The organism is Methylorubrum sp. SL192, assembly GCF_026672325.1.
Taxonomy (GTDB): domain Bacteria; phylum Pseudomonadota; class Alphaproteobacteria; order Rhizobiales; family Beijerinckiaceae; genus Methylobacterium; species Methylobacterium extorquens.
The window spans coordinates 3,366,580-3,390,011 of the sequence record NZ_JAPPQV010000003.1 but is presented as its reverse complement, the minus strand read 5'-3'; the positions used below and the strand labels follow the sequence as shown (position 1 = coordinate 3,390,011).

Below are 23,432 nucleotides of genomic sequence, written 5' to 3'. Positions count from 1 at the left end.
GTGGGGCTCAGGCGTGAACGGTGAAGCAGGCGCCGTCGGCGTTCTCGACGTCGAGGCGGGCGCCGATCTGGTCGAGCATGGCGCGGATCAGCTTCATGCCGAGCCCGGTGCCCCGCGCCTTGGCGTTCTCCCAGCCCGTCGGCATGCCTTCGCCGTCATCGCAGATCCTGAGGCGGACGGCCGCCCCTTCGCCGCCGGCTACGGAGACGCTGATCCGCGCCCCCTTCTCGGGCTTGCCGGCATATTTGAATGCGTTGGTGACGAGTTCGGTGGTGATCAGCGAGAGCGCCACCGCGTGCCGATAGGGCACCATCAGGCCGGGCTCGGCGGTCAACTCGACGCTGTGCTCGTCGCCGGCCATGCCGGCGAGGTCGCTGCACAGGGTCTGGATGGTCTGGCCGAGATCGACCTGCTCCATGCTCTCGCCCTGGTACAGGCTGTCATGCACCCGCGCGACGCTCATGACGCGGGCCGAGGTCTCGGAGAAGGCTTGGCGCGCCTCCGGGTCGGCGATCTGCCGGCGCTGCATGTGCAGGAAGGCCGTCACGATCTGCAGCGAGTTCTTCACCCGGTGGTCGATCTCGCGGGTGAGCAGATCCTTCTGCTCCAGCAGGCGCTCCTTGTCGGCGAGCAGCCCCGTCAGCTCGTCGATCTTGCGGCGCTGGCGCAGCACCACGCCGTCCACGGCGTCGGCGAGCTGCGCGGCGAGCGCCACCTTCCACGTCGCCCAGGGGGTGGAATGGCCACGGCGCTCCTCGATCCAGCGCTCGAACGAGCGCCGCGGCAGCACCGCCACCGGGCCGCTGCCGGGCAGGACGGGTTTGCGCGGATCGCCGCCCCAGGTCACCGTGCTCGGCACCTCCGGCTTGACCCAGAACAGCAGATGCTGGCGCGAGGTGCCGACGAAGGCCGCCAGCAGCCCGCTGGCGATCTCCGTGAAGTCCGCGGCCGGCGCGTGATGCAGCACCAGCGTGTCGGTGACGAAGGTGGTCTCGTCGGGCGGCAGGCTCTCCCGCAGCCAGTCGGCGAGCGCCCGCACCTTCGCCGCTTCGGGCGTGACGCCGACGAGGCAGACGGCCTCGTCCGAGACGATGCCCGCGCCCGTGGCGCCGAACAGGTCGAGCAGGGTCGGATCGCCCTGGGTCAGGGAGGTGACGAAATCGTCGGAACGGGTGAGCCCGCGCACCAGCCGGCCCTGCACGTCGAGATGGCGCTGCCGCTCGCCCCAGAGCGCCTTGCCCTCGATCTCCTGCACCCGCATGGCGAAGGCGTCGGTGAGCACGGTCGCCGCGGCGCGGGTCTCCGGCGCGACGTAGTGCGGCCGGCGGTGATGGCCGATCATCAGGCCCCAGAGCCGGTTCTCGACCATGATCGAGATCGACATCGAACCGTCGACGCCGAGATTGCGCTGGTATTCGAGGTGGATCGGCGAGAGCGTGCGGTTCTGCGCGAAGGTGAGGTCGATCGGCGCGTTGCCCGCGGCGCGGTCGGCCACCAGCGGCACGGGCACGCAGTCGCGGTCGATCACGAAGCGGCTCTTGGCCTTGGTGTAGAGGGCGCGGGCCTGGGCCGGGATGTCGGAGGCGGGAAAGCGCAGGCCGATCAGCGGGCGCTGCCAGTCCGGCACCATGTCCTCGGCGATGGCCTCGCCGTTCCAATCCGTGTCGAAACGGTAGACCAGCACCGATTCGAAACCGGTCATGGCGCGGATTTCGAGGGCGGCGATCTGCGCCGCCTCGGTCAGGGACTCGGCGGCGCGCAGCCGCATCATGGCGAGTTCGGCGTCGAGCGGGCTCGCGGCGAGGAAGTCCTCGGGGCGCTCCGGCGCCAGTTCCAGCTCGACGATCACCCGGCCGAGATGGGCATGGGCCACGAGGTGGAAGCGCTCTCCCCGCGGCGGAAGCGTGAGCGAGCGGCGCAGGAGCCGACCGTCGGTCAGGGTGTGGGCGGCGAGCCCGTCGCGGATCGCGGAGACGATCGCGCCCGGCAGCACCGCCTCCAGGTTGAGGCCGTTGGGCGGGAAGAGATCGGGCGCCAGCACGTCGGCGGCGTTGGCGCTGAAGGCCAAGATCTCGAGGCTCGCGGCGTCGGCGGCGAGCATCACCGCGTTCGGCTGGATCGAGCCGGGAATGTGGATCGGCTCACGCTCGCACAGGCTCGGATCGACCGGCTCGGCCCGGCTGCGCTGGGCGATCGCCGCGAGGACGGCCTCGCGCGAGGGGCCGGCGGCGATCTGCTCCAGGGGGGTGATCGTCAGCCAGATGTGCCCGTTCGCCCCGGACCGCAGGCCGATTCGCGCCCGCAGGGGGGCCGGGATGCGGCCGAACACGAACTCGAAGGCCTGATCGGCCACGCTCCGGCGCTGGCCGCTGAGAAAGCGGCCGTAGAAGCTCGGCACGTTGGCACTCGGCACGAGTTCGCGGAAGAAACTCCGCCCGATCATCGTATTGGGCGGCAGGCCGCACAGCGCGCCCGCGGCCCGATTGCAGGCGAGCACGATTCCGGCGGCGTCGAGGGCAAGAATGCCCACGCCGAATTCATCCCGCTGCTCGGCGGTCAAGGCATCGAGATCGACCGGAAGGTCGACCGGACCACCGTTCGGCCCCACGGCATGCATCTGCGACGGATCGACCATTACGGCAGCCGGTATGCCTGCCACGCCCCGGTTAAGCAATGCCGGGTCTGCCTTCGCCACGCAATTCGGTCACCCCGAAAGTCGGACCAAGTGCCTGAGAAGACCGAGCTTTGTCTGATAACATACAGTCCTCCGCGACACAGTGAGTAGCCGGACGTAGCGGCGGCAAAGCGACGACCCCGCGTCTCGACGAAGGCAAGATGGCAGCCCCGGCGCGGGATGGTTACTTCAGGTGATCGCCGAGATCCGAGAGCGCCGTGTCGAGGCCCTCTTCCAGAGTCGGATGATAGAACGGGCGGTCGCGCAAACGCCGCACGTCCAGCCCGTCCTGCACCGCATAGGCCAGGAGATGACCGAGATGCTCCACCTCCGGGCCGATCAGCTCGGCGGCGGCAAGGCGCCCATCGGCCTCCGCGTAGAGGCGGATACCGCCCTGCGCCCGGTCCATCACCCGAGCCCGGCCCTGGTCGCAGAAATCGGCGCGACCGACGCGGTGATCCGCTTGCGGGTCGAAGCCGCCGCCGATCACGGCGATCTGCGGATCGCTGAACACCATGGTGAGCGCGACCCAGCGTTCCGGCCGCTCGGCCCCCTCGCCGCGGGCGAGCCGCGCGGCGTTGCGCCCGGCGATGCGGCCCTGACGGCTCGCCTCGTGCAGCACCGGGCGGTCGGCATTGGCGTCGCCCGCGATCAGGATCGGCGCGCCCTCGCAGAGCAGCGAGCGGGGATCGTGGACCGGGCCGCCCTTGTCGTTGAGGGTCGCACCGGTGTGCTCCAGGCCAATTGCCGAAACGTTCGGCGGACGGCCCGCGGCGGCGAGCACCCGATCGAACGTCTTGTCTCCCTTGCCGCCGGCTCCGTCCCAGCCGAGGCGCGCGCCCTCGCCCGCGGTTTCACCGTTCTCGACCTTCGCGCCGAGATGCAGATCGAAGGCCTCCGAAAAGATCGCGCGGGCGGCCCGCTTCAGATCGGGATCGCGCAAGCCGCCGAGACTGTCGCCGGGATCGAACACGCTGGTCGTCACACCGAGCCGGGCCATGGCCTGGGCGAGTTCCAGCCCGACCGGGCCGGCGCCGAGCACGGCGAGCGAGGCCGGCAGATCCTCGATCTCGAACACGGTGTCGGTGGTGAGAACCCGGTCGCCCAGCCCCTTGAGCGGCTCGGGCACGCTCGGGCTGGAGCCGGTCGCCAGCACCGCCGCCTTGAAGCGCAGGCGGGTGTGGTCGTCGATGCGCAAGGCATCCGGCCCCTCGAACAAGGCCCGCCCCGTGAGGCGCGTCTCGTCGGGGAAGGCGTCGATCCCCTCGAAAACGGATTCCACGAAGCGGTCGCGCAGGCGCCGCATCCGGGCCAGCACCGCCGGGCCATCGACCCGCACCTCGCCGACGCGGATGCCGAGCCGGTGCGCCGCGCGGGCCTCCTGCGCCGCCTCGGCCGCGGTGATCAGCAGCTTCGAGGGCATGCAGCCGACGCGGGCGCAGGTGGTGCCGCCGGGGCCCTGCTCGATCAGCACGGAGCGGACGCCCGCATCGAGGGCGGCGCGGTGGGCGGCGATGCCGGCGGTGCCGGCCCCGATCACCGCGACGTCGCAGGAGAGGTCCCGCATCGCTCAGGACGCCATGGTGAGGACGGCGCCGCCATCGACGCGCAGGTTCTCGCCGGTGATGAAGCTCGCCTGCTCCGAACACAGGAAGGCCACCGCCGACGCGACCTCCTCGACCCGGCCGCGGCGCTTGACGACGATGCCGGGGCGCTTCTCTTCGAGGAAGCTCTCGATCGCCTCGTCGAAGGAGACGCCGAGTTCCCCGGCGCGCTTCTCCATCATCGCATCGGTCATGGGCGAGGCGACGAAGGCGGGCGCCACCGAGTTCACCAGCACCCCGTCCGGCCCGTAGGCTTTGGAGAGACCCTTGGTCAGGTTCATCAGGCCGGCTTTGGCGGCGCAGTAGGGCAACTCCTCGACATAGGGCTGCACCGCGTCCTCGGAGGTGAAGAACACGATCCGCCCCCATTTCTGGGTCCGCATCCCGGGGATGAAGGCGCGCGCCATCCGCACCGCTGCCATCAGGTCGGCCTGGATCGTCGACATCCAGCCCTCGTCGTCGATCTCCAGGAAGTCGCCGGTGGCGCCGGTGACGCCGGCGGCGTTGACGAGGATGGTGGGTGTCTCGCCGAAGGCTTGGTCGGCGAAGTCGCGCAGCTTGCGTGCCCCCGCATCCGACGAGAGGTCGGCCTGGCAGAACTTGACCGGGCCGAGCGCCGCGAGCCGCGCGGCCGCCTCCCCCAGTTCCTTCTCCTTCAGGTCGGAGAGGACGACTTTGACGCCTTCGCGCAGCAGATATTCCGCGCTCGCGTAGCCCATACCGGAATCGCCACCGGTGATGACCGCGACGCGACCGCTGATGCCGAGATCCATGAATCGATCCTCTTCCTTGGCGGCGTCCGGTTCGACCGTGCGACCTCGGCGCGGCGACCATTTGCTAAAACCGCGGGCCAACGGAGGGCGTCGGGGATCGTTCCAGCCGGGCCCCGGACTGCGGCGATCCGACCGCTCGCGCGGAGGGGACGACATTGAGGATTGGGCCGCACCCGACGACGCGGCGGCCCTGGAAAGCGGCTCTTCAAAAAGTCTTTGCGCGACTCGGCGACGCACGGCACCCTCCGCACCCCGAGGTCCGAGATGCGCACAGGGAGAGCAGCGATGAGCGAGACCGACGCGACGTCACCGGCCGTGCCCCCGAAGGGCGGCGTGGTCGCCTATCTCACCCTCGACGGTGCCCTGCGGGCGGCCGAATTCTACCGGAACGCCTTCGGCGCCGAGATCGTCGCCTCCGTGCCCGCGGACGAGAAGGGGCGGACCATGCACGTCCACCTCGTCGTCAACGGGACTTCGGTGATGCTGTCCGATGCCTTTCCCGAATACGGCCACCCGCTCCAGGCGCCGCAATCCTTCAGCCTGCTCTTGCCGGTCGAGGACATCGCCGCGTGGTGGAACCGGGCGGTCGCGGCCGGCGCCGAGGTCGTGATGCCCTACCAGGAGATGTTCTGGGGCGACGTCTACGGGCAGCTCCGCGACCCGTTCGGCGTGATCTGGGCGATGAACCAAGCCAAGCGCCCGGCCTGAGAGATCGGAGAGACACAGCATGAGCGACGCCGACGATCCCCGCGACCTCGTCCTCACCCGCCTGATCCCGGCACCCCGCCGGGCGCTGTGGCGCGCCTGGACCGAGCCGGAGCTAGTGAAGCGCTGGTTCGCCCCGAAACCCTACACGACGCCGGTCGTCGAACTCGACCTGCGGCCGGGTGGGTCGAATCTCATCGTGATGCGCAGTCCCGACGGGCAGGATCTGCCCAACCGGGGCGTCTATCTGGAGGTTGTGCCGGATACCCGCCTCGTCGTCACCGACGCCTACAGTTCGGCCTGGGTGCCGTCCGAAAAACCGTTCCTGACGGTGATCCTCACCTTCGCCGACGAGGCCGGCGGCACCCGCTACACGGCGCGCGCCCGCCACTGGACGCTGGAGGACCGCCAAGCGCACGAGGCGATGGGGTTCGAACAGGGCTGGGGCATCTGCGCCGACCAGTTGACCGAGCTGGTCCGCGACCTCTGAGGACGCAGCGGACAGTGATGGCCGGCCGCCCCCGAACCCAGGGTTGAAGGGGGCACGCGCCGCAAACCGAAATCGGCGCGGAATATGACATCCGGGCGCGCGTTTGAGCCTGTGCACGACCTCCGTGCGACAGCGGGAAGCGACCGATGCGTTTTGTCCTCATGCTAGCAGCCGGCGTGGTGTTCGGCGGTGTCCTGGCCGGCAGTCCGGTCGGAGCCGTGGATTGGCATCCGAACACCCGCCACCACGATCATCATTTCCACGCACATCACCCGGAGCGTCACCGCCACTACCGCGGGCACGGGCACTCGCACGTGCATGACCATGGGCATGTGCGGGGCGAGCACAAGAAGCGCAGCCGCGCGCGGCGGATCCATCAGCGTTGACGCAGCGCCGCCGCCCGGCACGGCCGGGCGGCGGCTTACGATCGATCGATGGCTCGCCTCAGGCCGCTTCGCCCAGGCACCACGCCAGGATGCCTTTCTGCGCGTGCAGGCGGTTCTCGGCCTCGTCGAACACCACCGATTGCGGACCGTCGATCACCTCGGCGGTGACCTCCTCGCCGCGATGCGCGGGCAGGCAGTGCATGAACAGTGCGTCCTTGGACGCGGCCTTCATCAGCGCCGCATCCACCCGGTAGGGCGAGAGCAGGTTGTGGCGGAAATGCTCGTCGTCGTCGCCCATCGAGACCCAGCAATCGGTGACCACGAGATCGGCCCCCTCGACCGCCGCGTAGGCGTCGGTGGTGGCGTTGACCCGCGCGCCCTCGCGCTTGGCCCAATCGACGAGGGCAGGCGGCATCGCCAGTTCCCGCGGCGCGGCGACGTTGAGGGTGAAATCGAAGCGGGCGGCGGCGTGGACCCAGCTCGCCAGCACGTTGTTGGCGTCGCCCGACCACGCGACTGTGCGGCCCTGGATCGGCCCGCGATGCTCCTCGAAGGTCAGCAGGTCGGCCATGATCTGACAGGGATGCGAGGCCTTGGTCAGCGCGTTGATGACCGGCACCTCGGCATGCTCGGCCAGCTCCATCACCAGGCCATGGTCGAGGGTCCGGATCACGATCGCATCGACGAAGCGCGACAGCACGCGGGCGGTGTCGGACACCGTCTCGCCGCGACCGAGCTGCATCTCCTTGCCCGTGAGCATCAGGGTGTCGCCGCCGAGTTCGCGCATCGCCACGTCGAAGGAGACGCGGGTGCGGGTCGAGGGCCGGTCGAACACCATCGCCAGCATCTTGCCGGTGAGCGGTCGCTCGGCCGCGCGCTGGCCCTTCACCCGCACGCGCTTCATCGCGGCGGAGGTGTCGAGGACACCGCGCAGGGTCTCGGCGGAGAGATCCTTCAGGTCGAGGAAGTGGCGGACATGCGGGCCGCTGCCGTTCAGGGTCGTGGTCATCTCAAGATCTACGCTCGCGGTGCCGCCCTCAGGCGGCCCCACGCATCTGCGCCTCCAAATCGGTCGCCGCGGCCTCCAGACGGGCCACGGCCTCGTCCACCTCCGTCTCGCCGACGATCAGCGGCGGCAGGAGGCGGACCACGTTGTCGCCGGCCGGGATCACCAGCAGGTGCCGCGCGCGGGCGGCCGCCGTGAACGTGGTGTTCGGCAGGTTGAGCTTCAGGCCCCGCATCAGCCCCTGCCCGCGCAACTCGGCGAAGACGTGGGGGTGCCGGTCGATCAGGCCCGCGAGCTTCTGCGTCAGCAGCAGGTCCATGCGCTCGACATGGGCCAGGAAGCCGTCACCCAGCACCACGTCGAGCACGGCGTTGCCGACCGCCATGGCGAGCGGGTTGCCGCCGAAGGTGGTGCCGTGGGTGCCGGCCGTCATGCCGCGGGCGGCCTCGGCCGTGGCGAGGCAGACGCCGAGCGGGAAGCCGCCGCCGATGCCCTTGGCCGCGCTCATGATGTCCGGCGTGACGCCCGACCACTCATGCGCGAAGAACTTGCCAGTGCGGCCGACGCCGGTCTGCACCTCGTCCATGATGAGGAGCAGGCCGTGCGCCTCGCAGAGCGCGCGCAGGCGCCGCAGGGTCTCGCCGGGGATCACCCGCAGGCCGCCCTCGCCCTGGATCGGCTCGATCATCAGAGCGGCGGTCTCCGGGCCGATCACGGCCTCCAGCGCAGCGAAATCGCCGACCGGCACCTGATCGAAGCCCTCGACCTTCGGACCGAAGCCCTCGATGTACTTCTGCTGGCCGCCCGCCGCGATGGTCGCGAGCGTGCGGCCGTGGAAGGCGCCCTCGAAGGTGATGATGCGGTAGCGCTCGGGATGGCCGCCCGCCGCATGATACTTGCGCGCCATCTTGATGGCGGCCTCGTTGGCCTCGGCACCGGAATTGGCGAAGAAGGCCACATCGGCGAAGGTCGCGTCCACGAGCCGTTGGCCCAGCCGCTCCCCTTCCGGGATCTGGAACAGATTCGAGGTGTGCCAGAGCTTTTGCGCCTGGGTGGTCAGCGCCTCGACCAAGTGCGGATGAGCGTGGCCGAGCGCGTTGACGGCGATGCCGGCACCGAAATCGAGGTAGCGGTCGCCGTCCTCGGCGACCAGCCATGCGCCCTCGCCTCGCTCGAAAGCGATCGGGGCGCGGGCATAGGTCGGCAGCAGGGCGGAGGTCACGCGGGTCCGTCTCCTCGGGCTCGATCCAGGGAACGCAATGGCTCCCGAAGTCGCCAAAAGAAAGTGCCGCCTCGGGGGACGGGCGGCACGGGCGCGATTACTAAGAAACGAGGCGCTTCTGTCAATCGCAGGACGGCGCCGGGGCGGCCCGCGCCACCGCGATCCGCCCGAAATCGACGCGCCGCGGTGCCGTCCGGCACCCGCTTTTGAGGCTCAGGCCCGCTGCAGCCGGGTCGCTTCCGTCGGCGAGCGCCCGATCATCTTGCGGAAGGTCCGCCCCATCCGCCGCGCATCGGGAAAGCCCGCGCGCAGGGCCGCCTCGCTCAAGGAGACCGTGCCGGAGCGGATCAGCGACTGGGCCAGCGTCACGCGTTCGCGCAACACATATTGATAGGGCGTCACGCCGAAGGTGCCCTTGAAGGCCCGCACGAAATAGCCCTCGCTGAGGCCTGCCACCGCCGCCATCTCCCCGAGCGACAGGGGCGCATCGATCCGCTCGGCGACGAGGTCGCGCACCCGCCGCGCCTGCCGGGCGGTGAGCGCCGCGCTCTTGCGGGCGGGCGGGCTCGAAAGGGCGCCGGAGGCGCGCAGCACCGCGAGCGCCACGCTGTCGACCAGAAGCGCGTCCGCGGCGCTGTCGTGGCCGCTGGCCGCCTGCCCCAGGGCGGCCAGGAGATGGGAGACGGTCATCCGCTCGGTGAGATCGCAGGTGATCGAATCGATCAGGAGATGCGAGAGCGGCGCCTCGATCATCCGCTCCACCGCGGCGGGCATGAAGGCGAGATAGCGCCCGCGGCATGGCCCGCTCCAGAGCGTGCGGCCGGCATAGCCGGGCCCGCGCAGGACGAAGGCCTCGCCGGTGCGCTCGTCGCAGGGCTCACTGCCGGTCGGGCCGTCGCTGAAGGTGAGCGTGGTCCGGCTCAGGCCGTACCAGCCGCCGTGCCACGTGCCGACGAGAAGGCCACCGACCCAGTGCGTGCTGAAACCTGCCGTCTCGTAGGCGAAATCGAGGAAGGCGATGCCGTCGAGGCCGCTGGCGGGGATCTGGCCGAAAATTCGGTCCGGCGGGGCGCTGAGATCGCCCTGCACCGAGGCGTTGACGAACGGAACGCTCATCGGCCGCGTCGTTCTCCCTCTCGCTGGCGCGCCTCCGGGGCGCGCTTCGAATTCTCTTTGCCTTGGCGGTCTTCGCCGCCCTTTGGCCGCCCTGCGCCCGGAACCGAGAGAACGGCGCGGTCACGGCGACGCTTCGATCCGAACGGATGAGAACGACCCGCCTACGCGGTCGTTCCCTCTGCTGTTCCCTCGGCCCGCGGGGTCGATCGTGCCGGCGGCGGAAGCGCCCGTCGAGGGCGCATCCGGTCGTCGCGTCCCGCACGAGGCCCACGGAAGCGGTGGGGGCGGCCGCTTCCGTGGGAGGACGTGTCAGGAAATCGGATTACTTCCCGAGCAAGCCGCCGAGAAGGCCGCCCACCGCGCCGAGCACGGTGTCGAGCGTGCCGCCGACGAGGCCGCCCACTTGATCGACGACACCGGACACGGCTCCGAGTTCGCTGCTGAGATCGAGATCGAGGCCGAGAGACAGACCGCCGCCGACCTGATCCAGCTCCGCAGCGTTCAGCTCGCGGACCGTATCAATGTTCTGCTGCATGGTTTTCTCCTTTGTCCGAATGGTACTGGAAGAACGTTCTGTATTTCTGTCTTCCCGTGGAATAAGAGCGCCGGTGTGCGTCGCTCTGCTGGATAAGGTACGGATATTATTCCGGCAGGCAACCCGGGCTGCGTTATACGGTCCGGGGTGATCGGCTCAGGACCTCTCGGATGGACAGATCTTGCTCTCTCACAGCACGACCAGCGGTCGTATCCGGACTCCGCGCGCCGCCCCCGGCCCTACACGTGCGCCGCTCCCCTTCCCTTCGGCCGACCCGCGCGATCGACCCTCGCGGGGCGGGTGTGGCGGGACGGGCCGCCGCCGGCGCGGGGGACAAAAATTGACGTGCCGGCCGGGGAGCCGGCCGTCCGCGCCGCCGGAGTGGCTAAGAATTTGATGCTGTTGCGGATTACGCCCTGCATGCGTCAGAACAACGCACCTGATCGTTCGGTCCCTACCCCGGAGGAGGCTTCCCGGTGAACGCGCCCCTGTTCCGTCGCGAGGTCGTGGAGGCACGGCGAAGCGCCTGGCTCGGCGAGGCCCAGGTAATCCAGCCCCTGGCGATCCGCGTCGTGGTCGGTCTGTGCCTCGCCTTCGCCGTCCTCGTCGGCGTCTACGCCTGGCTCGGCAGCTACACCCGCCGGGTCCATGCCGACGGCCTGCTCGCGCCCGATATCGGCCTCATCACCGTGGCGAGCCCGCTCGCGGGGCGGGTCAGCGCCTCGGGCGCCAAGGAGGGGGACCGGGTCGAGCGCGGCCAGCTCCTCTTCACCATCGACCTCGACGCGGTCTCGGCGAGCGGCCCGACCCAGGAGCGGGTGATCGCCCAGCTCGGCCGTCAGCGCGAGAGCGTGGAGCGCCAGCGCGCCGCCCGCGCGGCCATGGCCACCGCGGAGAAGGAGAGCTTGAGGGAGCAGGTCGCCAACCTGGAGGCGCAGCGCGCCAGGATCGAGGAGCAGCTCGCGCTCCAGGAAAAGCTGGTGCCGCCGCTCAAATCCCGCGCCGACGAACTCGCCGACCTCGTGACCCGCGGTTTTGCCCGCGCGGCCGACTTCCAGAGCCAGAACTACCTCTATCTCCAGGCCAGTTCGCAGCTCGCGCAGTTCCGCCAGGGCGGGCTTCAGGTCGAGGGCAAGCTCGGCGATCTGCGCGCCAAGCTCGCCACCTTCGACGAGACCCTGGCGCGGGATCTCGCCGAACTCGACCGCACCGCCGCGCAGCTCGAACAGCAGCGGGCCGAGAGCGAGGCGCGCCGCGCCATCGAGGTGCGCGCGCCGGAGCGCGGCATCCTCACCTCGATCCGGGCGCAAGCCGGGCAGACCGTGGCGGCGGGGGCAAACCTGCTCACCCTGCTGCCGAGCGAAGGCCGGCTGCAGGCCAACCTGTTCGTCGATTCCTCGGCGATCGGCTTCATCGAGCCCGGCGCCAGCGTGATGCTGCGCTACGCCGCCTTCCCGTTCCAGCGCTTCGGCCTGCACCGGGGCACGGTGACGGAGGTGACCCGCGCGCCTTTGGAAGGCGATGCCCGGCCCGTGGCAGCGCGGGACACGGCCAAAAATGCGGGGAACGGGGGCGTCTACCGCATCATCGTGCGGCCGGATGCCGACAGCGTGACGGCCTATGGCGAGCAACGCCGGCTGGAGGCCGGGATGCGGGTCGAGGCCGACATCGCGCTCGAGAAGCGCCCGCTCTACCGCTGGCTCCTCGACCCCCTCTACCACGTCAAGCGCAGCGTCGATCTCGTCACCGAAGGAGGGACACGTTGAGCCTGCTGTCGGATCTTCAGTTCGGCTTCCGGCGGCGCCTGCCGGTCGTGCTCCAGGCGGAGGCCGCCGAGTGCGGCATGGCCTGCCTCGCCATGGTGCTGGGCTACCACGGCCGCCGGGTCGATCTCGGCACACTGCGCGCGCGCCACGCCCTCTCGCTGAAGGGCATGACGCTGCGAAACCTCATGGACCTCTCCGGCACCCTGGGGCTCTCGACGCGGGCGCTGCGGGTGGAACTGCCCGATCTCGGCCGCCTGCGCCTGCCCTGCATCCTGCATTGGGGGCTCAACCACTTCGTCGTGCTGGCGCGGGTCGGGCGCCGGGAGATCGTGATCCACGATCCCGCCCGCGGGCGCCGTACGTTGAGCCTCACCGAAGCCTCGCGCGAATTCACCGGCGTCGCCCTGGAGGTGACGCCGAACCAGAGCTTCGTGCGCGAGCGGGCGGCCCGCGGCCTCGCGCTCTCCGACCTGTTCCGGGGCATGGCCGGCATCCGCGCGGCGATGATGCAGATCCTGGCCCTGTCGCTCGGGATCGAACTCGTGGCGATCCTGATGCCGATCGCCTCGCAGATCGTCATCGACGAGGTGATCGTGAACGGCGATCTCGATCTGCTGCTCGTCGTGGCGCTCGGCCTCGCCTTGCTGCTCGTGCTGCAACTCGGCCTCGGCGTCGCCCGAAGCTGGGCGATCATGCTCACGGGCACGAAGCTGAACTACCAGTGGTCGGGCTCGCTGTTCGACCACCTCTCGCGGCTGCCGCTCGACTATTTCCAGAAGCGGCATGTCGGCGACGTGATCTCGCGCTTCGGCACGCTGGCCACGATCCAGAAGGGCATCACCACCGACCTCGTCCAGGCCCTGCTCGACGGGCTGATGTCGGTCGGCATGCTGATCATGCTGTTCCTCTACGGCGGCTGGCTCGCCCTGGTGGCCATCGCCGCCACCGCGCTCAACGCCGGCTTACGGATCGCCGCCTACAAGGCCTATCGCGAGGGCACCGAAGAGGCGATCGTCGCGGAGGCGCGCCAGCAGAGCCACTTCATCGAGACCGTGCGCGGCATGGCGAGCGTCAAGCTCCTGAACCTGCGCGAGCGCCGCCGCGGCACCTGGATGAACCAGTTCGTCCAGGCGCTGAACGCCCGGCTGCGGCTGCAGCGGCTCGACCTCGTGTTCGGGCGCGGCAACGAGTTCCTGTTCGGTGCCGACCGGCTGATCCTGCTGGTGCTCGGCGCGCGTGCGGTGATCGACCAGTCGATGACGCTCGGCATGCTGGTCGCCTTCCTCGCCTATCGCGACCAGTTCTCGACCCGCATCGGCAACCTGATCCAGTCGGGCTTCCAGCTGCGGATGCTCAACGTGCAAACCGACCGGCTCTCGGACATCGTCATGACCGAGCCGGAGGAGGCCGCAGCCCCCATGCCCGCGGCGGCGCCGGTCGCGGCCCCCGCCCTCCTCGCCGGCGAGCGCCCGCCGGTGCGCGGCGCGGGCTTACGCGCCGTCGGCCTGTCCCTGCGCTACGGCGACGACGAGCCCTGGGTGTTCCGCAATCTCGGCCTGGCGGTGTCGCCGGGCGAAAGCCTGGCCATCACCGGCCCTTCGGGCTGCGGCAAGAGTTCGGTGATGAAGATCCTGATGGGTCTGCTGCCGCCCTCCGAAGGCGCGGTGCTGGTCGATGGCCGCGACATCCGCTCCGGAGGGTTGGCGGCCTACCGCGCCCGCATCGCCGGGGTGATGCAGGATGACGGGTTGTTCGCCGGCTCGATCGCCGAGAACATCGCCTGTTTCGACGAGCGGCCCGATCCCGGCTGGATCCGCGAATGCGCCGCCCGCGCGGCGATCCTCGACGACATCGCCCGCACGCCGATGGGCTTCGAGACCCTGGTCGGCGACATGGGCTCGACCCTCTCGGGCGGCCAGCGCCAGCGGGTGATCCTCGCCCGCGCCCTCTACCGGCGGCCGGAGATTCTGTTTCTGGACGAGGCGACGAGCGCGCTCGACGAGCCGACCGAGGCGGTCATCGCCGCCGCGCTGCGCGACCTGAAGATGACGCGGGTCATCGTCGCCCACCGTCCGGCGACCGTGGCCCATGCCGACCTGCGCTACGATTTTTCCGCGGAGGCACCGCGGGTCGAGCCTCAGGCGACGGAGACCGCCGGTTGAGAGGGCGCTTCGCCCTTCCCCCCTTGCGAGTCGCCCCTCCCCCATGCTCAGACCCCCGCAGCATCATGCGGGAGACGGCGATGAACTCGGTCAAGGAACGTCTGGAAGCGCTCGGCCTGAAGCTGCCGAAGGCAGCCGCCCCGGTCGCGAACTACGTGCCCTATATCCGCACCGGCAACCTCGTCGTCATCTCCGGCCAGATCTGCTTCGGGCCGGACGGCACCCTCGACCCGGCGCATAAGGGCAAGCTCGGCGCCGAGGTCTCGGCCGAGCAGGGCATCGCGGCGGCCCGGCTCTGCGCGCTCAACGTGCTGGCCCAGGTCCAGGCGGCGGTGGGCGACCTCGACCACGGCGTCGTGCAATGCGTGCGGCTCGGCGGCTTCATCAACGCGGTGCCGAGCTTTGCCGGTCTCGCCCCGATCATGAATGGCGCCTCCGACCTGATGGTCGCGATCCTCGGCGATCGTGGTCGCCATGCCCGCTCGACGGTGGGTGTCGCCGAACTGCCCCTCGACGCGGCGGTCGAGGTCGAGGCGATGTTCGAGGTCGCGTGAGCGCGACCCTGGACCGGGCGCCGGACTGGCTCATCGCACGTCCGATCGCCCATCGCGGCCTGCACGACCGCGCCGCCGGCATCCCGGAGAACACCCTGGCCGCGGCCGAGGCGGCGGTGGCGGGCGGCTACGCCATCGAGTGCGACGTGCAGCTCAGCGCCGACGGCGAGGCGATGGTGTTCCACGACGAGGCGCTCGGGTGCCTCACCGAGGCGTCCGAGCCGGTGGAATCGCGGACGGCGGCCGAACTCGGCATGCTGACCGTGGCCGGCACGGGGGAGCGCATCCCGACGCTGCCGGACTTCCTGGCGCGGGTCGCGGGCCGCGTCCCCGTCATCGTCGAGATCAAGTCGCGCTTCGACGGCGACCGGCGGCTCACCCGTCGCGCCGCCGAGATCGTCGCCGGGCTCGACGCCCCGGTGGCGCTGAAGTCGTTCGATCCGGGCATCGTCGCGACGCTGGCCGAGATCGTGCCGGGCCTGCCCCGCGGCATCGTCGCCGAGGCGAGCCAGGACGATCCGCACTACGCCCTGCTGGCGCCGTCAGCGCGGGCCGAATTGTCGGGCCTGCTCCACCTCCATGTGAGCCGGCCGCATTTCCTGTCCTGGCGTGTCGGCGACCTGCCGGGACCGGTGCCCTATCTCTGCCGCCGGCTCGGGAACATGCCGGTGATGACCTGGACCGTGCGCACCGAGGCGCAGCGGGCGCTGGCCCGCGAGCACGCGGACCAGATGATCTTCGAGGGTTTTCGCCCGTAACGGGTTCCCGAAGGGCAAGCCCTTCGGCGGGTCCAGGGCAGAGCCCTGGAAAAGCGGCTCCCGCCTCAGGCCGCGCGAACCGTATCGAGGAACCGGGACACCTCCGCACCGAGATGCTCGGACTGGCGCGACAGCTCGGTCGCGGAGGCCAGCACCTGGGCGGCGGCCGCCCCGGTCTCCTCGGCGGCACCCGCCACGCTCGCGATGGTGCGGGTGACGGATTCCGTGCCGCCCGCGGCCTGGGCGACGTTGCGCACGATCTCCTGGGTCGCCGCGCCCTGCTCCTCGACCGCAGCGGCGATGCCGGTGGCGACGCCGCTGATCTCGCGGATGCGCCCGCTGATGCTGTCGATGGCCGCGACCGCCTGACCCGTCGCGCCCTGGATGCGCCCGATCTGCCCGGTGATCTCGTCCGTGGCCCGCGCCGTCTGGTTGGCGAGTTCCTTGACCTCCGCCGCGACCACGGCGAAGCCGCGGCCCGCCTCGCCGGCCCGCGCCGCCTCGATCGTGGCGTTGAGTGCGAGCAGGTTGGTCTGGCCGGCGATGGTCGAGATCATCGCCACCACGTCGCCGATCCGCGCGGCGGCCTCGGAGAGGTCGCGCACGAGGATCGCCGTCTGCCCGGCCTCGGCCACCGCGGCCTGCGCCAGGGAGGCCGAGCCGTCGACCTGCCGGCCGATCTCCTGCACCGAGGCGCCGAGCTCCTCGGCCGCGGCGGCGACGGTGCCGACATTGGAGGCGGCCTCCTCGGCGGAGGCCGCCACCGTGCCGGATTGCCCGGCGGTCTGGCTGGCATTGGCGGTCAATTGCTGGGCGGTGGCCTGAAGCTCGGTCGCGGCGGCGGTCACGCCCGCAATGATGCCGCCGACAGCGCGCTGGAAGTCGTCGGCCAGGGCGCGCGCGGCGGCCCGCCGCTGCGCCTCGGCGCCGGCGCGGGCGGCCTGCGTCTCCTCTTCCAGGGCGCGGGTGCGGAGCAGGTTGTCCTTGAACACCTGCACCGCCGCGGCCATGGCGCCGATCTCGTCGCCGCGCCCCCGTCCCGGTACGGCAACCGCCGCGTCGCCCGCCGCGAGCGCGCCCATCGCCCCGGTCATCCGCGTGATCGGCCGCGAGATCCCGAACCAGCCGAACAGGGCGGCGGCGAGCGCCGAGAGCAGGGTCACGGCCATGGCGATCCAGGCGGAGGCGGTGGCGGAGGCCGCGCTGCCGACGGCGCCCTCGACGCTCTGCTTGGCGCCCCGCTTGTTGAGGGCGAGATTTTCCTGAAGCGCCTTGGTCGCGGATTGCGCGAGGCCCAGGGCCTCGGGCCCGGTGAGCAGGGCCAGCGCCTCGGCCCGCCGTCCCTCTCGCATCAGGGCGACGATCGCCTCGACCCGACCCGTATAGGTCGTCCAGGTCGAGGCGAAGCGCTCGTACAGCGCCCGCTCCTCGGGCGAGGCGATCAGCGGCTCGTAGGCGCGCCGCAGGGCTTCGAGGGCCGCCTGGCTCGCCCGCACGCTCTTCTCGTTCTCGGCGAGCAGCTGGTCCGTCGGCGAGGCGGCGACGTAGCGGTAGGTCTTCACCCGCTCGTCCCGCGTCGCGGTGCTGATGTCGCCGAGCAATCCCACCGAGGGCAGCCAATTGTCGGCGATGTCGCGGACTTCGTGATCGATGTTCGAGAGCTTGATGACGCTCATCCCGCCTTGGGCCGCAGCAACCACGGCCAGAAGGCTGAACGAGCCCGCCAGGGCAGCCTTGAGGGAAACGCGCATTATGGATCCGGGGGTGTGGTTGGCCTCTTGAGATGCCCCACCCTGCAACGCAATACTTAAGGTTCTCTCGATTTCTGCAAGAAAGTGCATGCGGCAGCCGGCGCCACCGGCTCGGATAGGCTGGCCGCCGTGTCACGACGGCCTGTGGCAGGCTCCGACGGATGGCTTTCGGCGCCGCCTCCGCTCCGCCAGCGGCCCAGCCCGTCTACCGGCTGCCCTCCGGCCGCTCCGACGAGCTCTCCTTCTCCGTCGTCGCCTCGGGCTGTCTCACGAATTCGGCGAGGTAGCCCTTCCACAGGCCCGCGAAGCGCAGGGATTGATGGCCGTGCGTCTCGGGCGAGGTCGGGACCAGCACGAAGCGGCCGTCCTTCACCCGCGCCAGCGCTGCGTTCATCACGTCGAGCTGGGGCGGGTTCAGCTCGTCGTCGGCGAAGTTCACCGCGAGCACCTTCGCGGTGATCTTTTCGAGGTCCGGCGAGGGGTCGTAATCGTAGGAGGAATCGAACCAGTACAGCCAATCGTTGGCGTCGGCCTTGTTCTCGTAGCCGGCGATCATCTTGTCGTAGGCCGTGTCGGCCGCCGCGCGGGTCGGGGCCTGCTTTTGAAGGCCGAGCACGCTCTCGGTCATGATGTTGAAAATCGGCAGGATGCGGCCGAAGCTGCGCGGCTGCGCGGTGTACTCGCCGCCCTTCCAGTCGGGATCGGTGCGGATGCCCTCGATCAGGAGGCGCCGCCACAGGGCGTTGCGCCCGCTCACCGGGATCGGCTGGCTCGCCACCGCCATCAGCAGGTCCATCTCGCCGGGATAGCGCTCGCCCCACATCCAGGCCTGCATCCCGCCCATGGAGGTGCCGAGCACGAGGCGCAGATGCTTGACGCCGAGCGCCTCGGTGACGACCCGATGCTGGCCCTCCACGACGTCGCCATAGCCGTAGCGGGGGAAATGCGCCTTGAGCCCGTCGGAGGGTTTCGAGGAGCCGCCGCGGCCGAGCCCGTCGGGCAGGATCACGTACCAGCGCCGCGCGTCGAGCGGCGCGCCCTCACCGAACAGCTCCGGCCCGAGCGTCGGGATCAGGAAGCTCTTGCCCGTGCCGGTGGTGCCGTGCAGGACGAGCACCGCGTTGTCGATCTCACCGTCGGCGCCGCGATGCGGCGTGCCGAGGGTGGTGTAGTGCAGCTTGACCCGATCCAGGCTCTCGCCGCTCGCGAGTTTGAAGTTCTCGACGACGTGGTCGCCCTCCTGCTGGCCGGGATAGGCGGCGGCCGGCGCGGCGATGGCCGCGATCGGAGCAAGGCCGGCGGCGAGCGGGGTCAGCGCCAAGGCCGAAACCAGTAGAGCGGTCCGAAGCGAGCGTATCCGAGCACCCATCAAGCGTTCTCCTCGACCCATCCGAACGAGCGTTCTACGGCCCGGCTCCAGCCGGCGAACAGTGCCCGACGTTCTTCTGCCTGGATATGCGGATGCCAGCGCTTGTCCACGGCCCAGTTGTCGCGAAGATCTTCGAGTGTCTTCCAAAACCCTGTGGCGAGGCCGGCGGCATAGGCCGCGCCCAGGGCCGTCGTCTCCGAGACCTTCGGGCGCAGGGTCGGCCGGTCGAGGATGTCGGCCTGGAACTGCATCAGCAGGTCGTTAACGGTCATGCCGCCGTCGCAGCGCAACTCGGCGATCGGACAACCGGAATCGCGCTCCATCGCCTCCAGCACTTCGCGGGTCTGGTAGGCCGTGGCCTCCAGGCAGGCGCGGGCGATGTGGCCGCGATTGGCGTAGCGGGTCAGGCCGATGATGAGGCCGCGGGCGTCGTCGCGCCAATGCGGCGCGTAGAGGCCGGAAAACGCCGGCACCACGTAGACGCCGCCATTGTCCTCGACGCTGCGGGCCAGCCCCTCGATCTCGCTCGACGCAGCGATCAGTCCGAGATTGTCGCGCAGCCACTGCACCAGGGCGCCGGTGATGGCGATGGAGCCCTCCAGCGCGTAGGCCGGCGGGCGCCCGTCGAGCCGGTAGGCCACGGTGGTGATGAGGCCGGCACTCGACGCGACGGGCGCGGGGCCGGTGTTCATCAGCGCGAAGCAGCCGGTGCCGTAGGTGTTCTTGGCCTCGCCCGCCGAAAAGCAGGTCTGCCCGAACAGGGCCGCCTGCTGGTCGCCCAGAATGCCGCCGAGCGGCACGCCGGGAAACGGGTCACGGGCCTCGCCCAGCACGGCGCTGGAGGAGACGATCGTCGGCAGCACCGCCCGCGGGATGCGGAACACGCCGAGCATCGCCTCGTCCCAATCGAGGGTCGCGAGCGACATGAGCTGCGTGCGGCTGGCATTGGTCACGTCGGTGACGTGGAGCCCGCCATCCGGGCCACCGGTGAGATTCCAGACGAGCCAGGAATCGATCGTCCCGAACAGGGCGGTGCCGTCCTCGGCCTTCGCCCGCGCGCCCGCCACGTGGTCGAGCAGCCAAGCGAGCTTGGAGGCGGAGAAGTAGCTCGCGAGCGGCAGGCCGGTGACGGCGCGGAAGCGGTCGCGACCGCCGTCGCGGGCGAGCGCGGCGACGGACCGGTCGGTGCGGGTGTCCTGCCAGACGATGGCATCGTGCAGCGGCTCGCCGGTCCGCCGGTCCCAGAGCACGGCGGTCTCGCGCTGGTTGGTGATGCCGATGGCGGCCAGATCCCCCGGCGCCAGCCCGGCGCGGGCCAGCCCCTCGCGCATCACCGCATGGGTGTTGCGCCAGATCTCCCGCGGGTCGTGCTCGACCCAGCCGGGACGGGGAAAGATCTGCTCGTGCTCGCGCTGGGCCTGCGCCAGGATCGTGCCCCGGCGGTCGAACACGATGAAGCGCGTGCTCGTGGTGCCCTGGTCGATCGCCCCGACCGCATCCGGCATGGCGTCCCTCCCGGCGTGTCTCGCCTCCGGGATTTTTCGCCCGGCTCGCGCCCGATCCTACACGAGGCCGGGCGCGCCGGAACCGGTCAGCCCGCTTGTCAGTCCCCTTGCGCCCGTTCCAACTGGGCCGGCGTGTTCTGCGCCCCCATCTGCCGGGCCATGTCGGCGGCGCTCATCCCCGAAGCGTCGCGCCTGGACGGGTCTGCGCCTTGGGCGAGCAGCAGATCGACGATCTCGGTGCGGTCGAACATCGCCGCCACCATCAGCGCGGTGCGGGTGCCGTCGCCGGCTCCATCGACCTGCGCGCCGTGCTCCAGCAGCAGCCGGACGATGTCCGCATCGCCCTTGAACGCGGCGCCGGCGAGCGGGGTCTGGCCGCGGTCGTTGGCGAGTTCGGGATCACCCCCGGCCTCCAGAATCACCCGGGCCGTCGCCGCCTGGCCGTTATAGGCGGCGAGCATCAGCAGGCTGTCGCCCTTGTCGTTGCGCAGGTTCGCCGGCAGCCCCTGGCCGAACAGCTCGGCCAATTCCTCCGCATGGCCCATCCGGGCGTACTGGAAGAGGCGCGCCGCGAAGGCGAGGGTCTCGTCGTCGAGGGCGGGAGGCGCAGCGTTCGGATCGGCCTGCATCGGAATCTTTTTGGAAGCTTCGTGACGGGATTGGTCCCGTGCATGTGGCGTTTGCGGGGGCTTCGTCCAGTCAGGCGGCCTCGCGACCAGCCGGACGGGATCGGGCCGCGGCGCGCACGGCCATCGCCTCCTCCCGCTCTTGCCCCCTGCCCCAGAACGCCACGACCGTCGGGCCCGTCCGTGTCAGCGGATCGCGCAGCCAAGCCAGGATCTCGTGGGACCAGACTCGCCGGCCCATCCGCGTGTACCAGCGCATGGCGTGGCGCAGGCGAGGATCGCGGTTCAGGTAGATGCGCGCCAGCGCCTTCGGGCGGGCCTGAAGGATCACCTCGATCAGCTTGAACCAGAGCAGCACCCGCCAGGGCGGCATGTGGCGGGTGGCGAGCACCTGATGCTTGTAGTCCCACCGCCGCCGGTCGAGCTGGATCACGCGGCGCTCCTCGGCAAGCCGGAAATAGGGCGTCCAGCGATGCGGCGTGACGTAGAGCATCTGGATCTGGTCGGGGTCGTAGGCGAGGAGCTGCCGCAGGCCGCGCCAGTAGTCGCGGTCGCGCTCCTCCTCGAAGCCCACCACCCAGGTCGCCATGGAGAGGATGCCGTTCGCCCGCAGGAGGCGGATCGCCTCGCGGTCGGTCGTCGTGGTGGCGCCCTTGCGGATCAGGTCGAGGGTGGCCGTATCGGTGCTCTCGAGACCGAGCAGGAAGCGCTCCCACCCCGCCCGCTTGTAGAGCGGCAGGATGTCGGCATCGCGCACGATGTCGTCCGCCCGCGTCGAGCCGACCAGGATGAGATCGACGTTCTCCGCAATCAGCGCTTCCAGGAAGGTGCGCCAGACCTTTTTCGAGACGGTCGGATTCTCGTCGGCGAAGTTGATCACCCGCACGCCGTGCTCGCGGTGAAGCCGGGCGAGTTCGGCGGCGAAGCGGACGGGATCGCGGTGGCGCCAGCGGGTCCAGAAGCCGCGCTGGCCGCAATAGGTGCAGGGATGCGGGCAGCCGCGGGAGAACTGGACGACGACCGCACGCAGACCGCCCCAGTAGCTGTAACGGGCATGGTCGATCAGCTCCCAGCCGATCCGGTAGGCGTCGAGATCGCGGATCAGCGGGGCCGGCGCCGTCTCGCGGATCGCGTCGCCGTCGCGGTAGGCGAGGCCGGGCACGGTGCCGAGCGACCGTCCCGCCGCGAGGGCCGCCATGAGCCGCCGGGCGGTCTCCTCGCCCTCCCCGCGCACGATCGCGGCGACGTGGGGCTCGGCCTCGAGAATCTCGCGCGCGTGATAGGTTGGAAAGACGCCACCGTAGACGATCGTCACGCCCGGCATCGCCGCGGCCACCCTCGACGACACCTCCGCGATGACCGGGTGCCCCGAGGTCGAGCCGGAATGACCGAACAGGACCGCCTCGGGTGCCTGCGCCACGATCTCCCGGACGAGGTCCGGCAGCGGCACGGGTCCGAACTCGGCGTCGATGAGCGAGACGGCATGCCCGTCATCGATCAACGGGCCGCCGATGGCGAGAAGACCCAGCGGAGGCAGATGGTCGTCGGGGATCCGGCTGCCGATCGCCGGATGGGGCACGTTGACGAGCAGGATCTTCATCGTGTGCACCGGACATGAGCGAGGGTTCGCAGAACCGGACGAATCCTGCGTCGAGACCACCCGGGCAGCTGGGCCGTGGTTGGAGCGTGTCAGGCGGCTTGCGGCACCGCGGGTGGGTTCAGTCCGCCGAACCGCCGGTCGCGGGCGGTGAAGTCGGCGACCGCCGCGGCGAGGTCGGTCGCGCCGAAATCGGGCCACATCCGGTCTGTGAAGTGCAGCTCCGCGTAGGCCGCCTCCCAGAGGAGGAAGTCGGAGAGCCGCTTCTCGCCCCCCGTTCGGATCAGGAGATCGACATCCCCGTCCGCCCCCAGGGCCTCGCTCAGGCCCTCGCGGCTGAGCCCCTCCGGCCCGAGCCGGGCGGCGGCGGCGAGGATCGCGTCGCGCGAGGAGTAATCGACGGCGATGCGCAGGTGCAGCCGGTCGCCCGACGCGGTCGCGGCTTCGGCCCGCTCGATCGCCTCCGGGATACCGGGCGGCAGGCGGTCGCGGCGGCCGATCACCGTGAGGCGGGTGCCGCTGCGAGCGAGCCGATCGGTCTCGCCGCGCAGATAGGCCCGCAACAGGCGCATCAGTCCGCCGACCTCCTCGGCCGGGCGGCGCCAGTTGTCGCTGGAGAAGGCGTAGAGCGTCAGCGTGCCGATGCCGAGAGCGAGGGCGGCCTCCGCCACCCGCTGGATCGTCTTGACGCCCGCCCGGTGGCCCGCCCCCCGCGGCAGGCCGCGGGCGCTCGCCCAGCGGCCGTTGCCGTCCATGATGATCGCCGCGTGGAGGCCTGATCTGCGATCGAGAGGGCTTTGCATCGTAAAGTCTCCGGGCGAGGTGCGGGACAG

20 protein-coding genes are annotated in these 23,432 nt (G+C 70.5%); 7 read left to right on the top strand and 13 right to left on the bottom strand.

Annotation, left to right across the window (positions count from 1 at the left end; genetic code table 11):
* Nucleotides 1-7: 7 nt before the first annotated feature.
* The 3 genes from OVA30_RS16690 to OVA30_RS16680 all read right to left on the bottom strand — a co-directional run bounded on the left by OVA30_RS16690 (nucleotide 8) and on the right by OVA30_RS16680 (nucleotide 5,051).
* Complete coding sequence (locus tag OVA30_RS16690) at nucleotides 8-2,635, bottom strand: histidine kinase dimerization/phosphoacceptor domain -containing protein (protein ID WP_004447074.1); 2,628 nt, start codon at nucleotides 2,633-2,635, stop codon at nucleotides 8-10.
* Between the two features lie 223 nt (nucleotides 2,636-2,858).
* Complete coding sequence (locus tag OVA30_RS16685; protein WP_268176111.1) at nucleotides 2,859-4,241, bottom strand: dihydrolipoyl dehydrogenase; 1,383 nt, start codon at nucleotides 4,239-4,241, stop codon at nucleotides 2,859-2,861.
* A gap of 3 nt (nucleotides 4,242-4,244) precedes the next feature.
* A complete protein-coding gene (locus OVA30_RS16680) occupies nucleotides 4,245-5,051 on the bottom strand; it encodes an SDR family NAD(P)-dependent oxidoreductase (protein WP_253387582.1) in 807 nt (268 codons plus the stop codon).
* Nucleotides 5,052-5,336: 285 nt separating this feature from the next.
* Here OVA30_RS16680 and OVA30_RS16675 point away from each other — a divergent pair, with 285 nt between their 5' ends.
* The 3 genes from OVA30_RS16675 (at nucleotide 5,337) to OVA30_RS16665 (ending at nucleotide 6,632) form a co-directional block, all read left to right on the top strand.
* Nucleotides 5,337-5,759: a VOC family protein gene (locus tag OVA30_RS16675; protein ID WP_015952286.1), complete on the top strand. Its 423-nt coding sequence runs from the start codon at nucleotides 5,337-5,339 to the stop codon at nucleotides 5,757-5,759.
* Nucleotides 5,760-5,778: 19 nt separating this feature from the next.
* Nucleotides 5,779-6,246: an SRPBCC family protein gene (locus OVA30_RS16670; protein ID WP_082290160.1), complete on the top strand. Its 468-nt coding sequence runs from the start codon at nucleotides 5,779-5,781 to the stop codon at nucleotides 6,244-6,246.
* 146 nt (nucleotides 6,247-6,392) lie between these two features.
* The gene (locus OVA30_RS16665) at nucleotides 6,393-6,632 is read left to right on the top strand and encodes a hypothetical protein (RefSeq protein WP_268176110.1); all 240 of its coding nucleotides are present in this window, start codon (nucleotides 6,393-6,395) and stop codon (nucleotides 6,630-6,632) included.
* 58 nt (nucleotides 6,633-6,690) lie between these two features.
* On the opposite strand, the gene argF is transcribed toward OVA30_RS16665, so the two are convergent.
* The 4 genes from argF to OVA30_RS16645 form a co-directional block, all read right to left on the bottom strand.
* Nucleotides 6,691-7,641, bottom strand: a complete 951-nt coding sequence (argF, locus tag OVA30_RS16660) for an ornithine carbamoyltransferase (RefSeq protein ID WP_015952284.1) — start codon at nucleotides 7,639-7,641, stop codon at nucleotides 6,691-6,693.
* 28 nt (nucleotides 7,642-7,669) lie between these two features.
* Nucleotides 7,670-8,860, bottom strand: coding sequence for an aspartate aminotransferase family protein (locus OVA30_RS16655; protein ID WP_012255222.1), 1,191 nt, complete (start codon nucleotides 8,858-8,860; stop codon nucleotides 7,670-7,672).
* Between the two features lie 213 nt (nucleotides 8,861-9,073).
* Nucleotides 9,074-9,976 carry a helix-turn-helix domain-containing protein gene (locus OVA30_RS16650; protein WP_268176109.1) on the bottom strand — a complete coding sequence of 301 codons (903 nt, stop codon included), beginning with the start codon at nucleotides 9,974-9,976 and terminating at the stop codon, nucleotides 9,074-9,076.
* Between the two features lie 322 nt (nucleotides 9,977-10,298).
* Nucleotides 10,299-10,511 carry a hypothetical protein gene (locus OVA30_RS16645; protein ID WP_004447062.1) on the bottom strand — a complete coding sequence of 71 codons (213 nt, stop codon included), beginning with the start codon at nucleotides 10,509-10,511 and terminating at the stop codon, nucleotides 10,299-10,301.
* A 476-nt stretch (nucleotides 10,512-10,987) separates the two neighbouring features.
* Between OVA30_RS16645 and OVA30_RS16640 the strand changes: the two genes are divergently transcribed.
* The 4 genes from OVA30_RS16640 to OVA30_RS16625 all read left to right on the top strand — a co-directional run bounded on the left by OVA30_RS16640 (nucleotide 10,988) and on the right by OVA30_RS16625 (nucleotide 15,751).
* Nucleotides 10,988-12,277 (top strand): HlyD family secretion protein, encoded by a 1,290-nt coding sequence (locus OVA30_RS16640; protein WP_268176108.1) that lies wholly within the window; start codon nucleotides 10,988-10,990, stop codon nucleotides 12,275-12,277.
* Entirely contained in the window at nucleotides 12,274-14,439 is a 2,166-nt protein-coding gene (locus tag OVA30_RS16635) for a peptidase domain-containing ABC transporter (RefSeq protein WP_268176107.1), read from the top strand. The genes OVA30_RS16640 and OVA30_RS16635 overlap by 4 nt, the downstream gene beginning before the upstream one ends.
* Before the next feature lie 80 nt (nucleotides 14,440-14,519).
* Nucleotides 14,520-14,993: a RidA family protein gene (locus OVA30_RS16630; RefSeq protein WP_003601986.1), complete on the top strand. Its 474-nt coding sequence runs from the start codon at nucleotides 14,520-14,522 to the stop codon at nucleotides 14,991-14,993.
* Entirely contained in the window at nucleotides 14,990-15,751 is a 762-nt protein-coding gene (locus OVA30_RS16625) for a glycerophosphodiester phosphodiesterase family protein (RefSeq protein ID WP_268176106.1), read from the top strand. Before OVA30_RS16630 ends, OVA30_RS16625 begins: the two co-directional genes overlap by 4 nt.
* Before the next feature lie 65 nt (nucleotides 15,752-15,816).
* Here OVA30_RS16625 and OVA30_RS16620 read toward each other — a convergent pair whose 3' ends face one another.
* From OVA30_RS16620 to OVA30_RS16595, 6 genes are all read right to left on the bottom strand, one after another.
* Nucleotides 15,817-17,502 carry a methyl-accepting chemotaxis protein gene (locus OVA30_RS16620; protein ID WP_268176105.1) on the bottom strand — a complete coding sequence of 562 codons (1,686 nt, stop codon included), beginning with the start codon at nucleotides 17,500-17,502 and terminating at the stop codon, nucleotides 15,817-15,819.
* 205 nt (nucleotides 17,503-17,707) lie between these two features.
* On the bottom strand, nucleotides 17,708-18,871 hold the full coding sequence (locus OVA30_RS16615) for an alpha/beta fold hydrolase (protein WP_268176104.1): 1,164 nt from the start codon (nucleotides 18,869-18,871) through the stop codon (nucleotides 17,708-17,710).
* A complete protein-coding gene (gene glpK / locus OVA30_RS16610; RefSeq protein ID WP_268176103.1) occupies nucleotides 18,871-20,376 on the bottom strand; it encodes a glycerol kinase GlpK in 1,506 nt (501 codons plus the stop codon). Before glpK ends, OVA30_RS16615 begins: the two co-directional genes overlap by 1 nt.
* Nucleotides 20,377-20,474: 98 nt before the next feature.
* Nucleotides 20,475-21,005 (bottom strand): ankyrin repeat domain-containing protein, encoded by a 531-nt coding sequence (locus OVA30_RS16605; protein ID WP_076642184.1) that lies wholly within the window; start codon nucleotides 21,003-21,005, stop codon nucleotides 20,475-20,477.
* Nucleotides 21,006-21,075: 70 nt separating this feature from the next.
* Nucleotides 21,076-22,602, bottom strand: coding sequence for a magnesium-protoporphyrin IX monomethyl ester anaerobic oxidative cyclase (gene bchE / locus OVA30_RS16600; protein WP_268176102.1), 1,527 nt, complete (start codon nucleotides 22,600-22,602; stop codon nucleotides 21,076-21,078).
* 89 nt (nucleotides 22,603-22,691) lie between these two features.
* Entirely contained in the window at nucleotides 22,692-23,402 is a 711-nt protein-coding gene (locus tag OVA30_RS16595) for a di-trans,poly-cis-decaprenylcistransferase (protein WP_268176101.1), read from the bottom strand.
* Nucleotides 23,403-23,432: the final 30 nt, after the last annotated feature.

Excerpts from the sequence above, each read along its gene's own strand:
- OVA30_RS16605 (WP_076642184.1), bottom strand. The coding sequence starts at position 21,005 with ATGCAGGCCGATCCGAACGCTGCGCCTCCCGCCCTCGACGACGAGACC.
- OVA30_RS16645 (WP_004447062.1), bottom strand. The coding sequence starts at position 10,511 with ATGCAGCAGAACATTGATACGGTCCGCGAGCTGAACGCTGCGGAGCTG.
- OVA30_RS16685 (WP_268176111.1), bottom strand. The coding sequence starts at position 4,241 with ATGCGGGACCTCTCCTGCGACGTCGCGGTGATCGGGGCCGGCACCGCC.
- OVA30_RS16675 (WP_015952286.1), top strand. The coding sequence starts at position 5,337 with ATGAGCGAGACCGACGCGACGTCACCGGCCGTGCCCCCGAAGGGCGGC.
- OVA30_RS16670 (WP_082290160.1), top strand. The coding sequence starts at position 5,779 with ATGAGCGACGCCGACGATCCCCGCGACCTCGTCCTCACCCGCCTGATC.
- OVA30_RS16690 (WP_004447074.1), bottom strand. The coding sequence starts at position 2,635 with ATGGTCGATCCGTCGCAGATGCATGCCGTGGGGCCGAACGGTGGTCCG.
- OVA30_RS16665 (WP_268176110.1), top strand. The coding sequence starts at position 6,393 with ATGCGTTTTGTCCTCATGCTAGCAGCCGGCGTGGTGTTCGGCGGTGTC.
- glpK (WP_268176103.1), bottom strand. The coding sequence starts at position 20,376 with ATGCCGGATGCGGTCGGGGCGATCGACCAGGGCACCACGAGCACGCGC.
- OVA30_RS16680 (WP_253387582.1), bottom strand. The coding sequence starts at position 5,051 with ATGGATCTCGGCATCAGCGGTCGCGTCGCGGTCATCACCGGTGGCGAT.
- OVA30_RS16615 (WP_268176104.1), bottom strand. The coding sequence starts at position 18,871 with ATGGGTGCTCGGATACGCTCGCTTCGGACCGCTCTACTGGTTTCGGCC.
- bchE (WP_268176102.1), bottom strand. The coding sequence starts at position 22,602 with ATGAAGATCCTGCTCGTCAACGTGCCCCATCCGGCGATCGGCAGCCGG.
- argF (WP_015952284.1), bottom strand. The coding sequence starts at position 7,641 with ATGACCACGACCCTGAACGGCAGCGGCCCGCATGTCCGCCACTTCCTC.
- OVA30_RS16630 (WP_003601986.1), top strand. The coding sequence starts at position 14,520 with ATGAACTCGGTCAAGGAACGTCTGGAAGCGCTCGGCCTGAAGCTGCCG.
- OVA30_RS16595 (WP_268176101.1), bottom strand. The coding sequence starts at position 23,402 with ATGCAAAGCCCTCTCGATCGCAGATCAGGCCTCCACGCGGCGATCATC.
- OVA30_RS16620 (WP_268176105.1), bottom strand. The coding sequence starts at position 17,502 with ATGCGCGTTTCCCTCAAGGCTGCCCTGGCGGGCTCGTTCAGCCTTCTG.
- OVA30_RS16650 (WP_268176109.1), bottom strand. The coding sequence starts at position 9,976 with ATGAGCGTTCCGTTCGTCAACGCCTCGGTGCAGGGCGATCTCAGCGCC.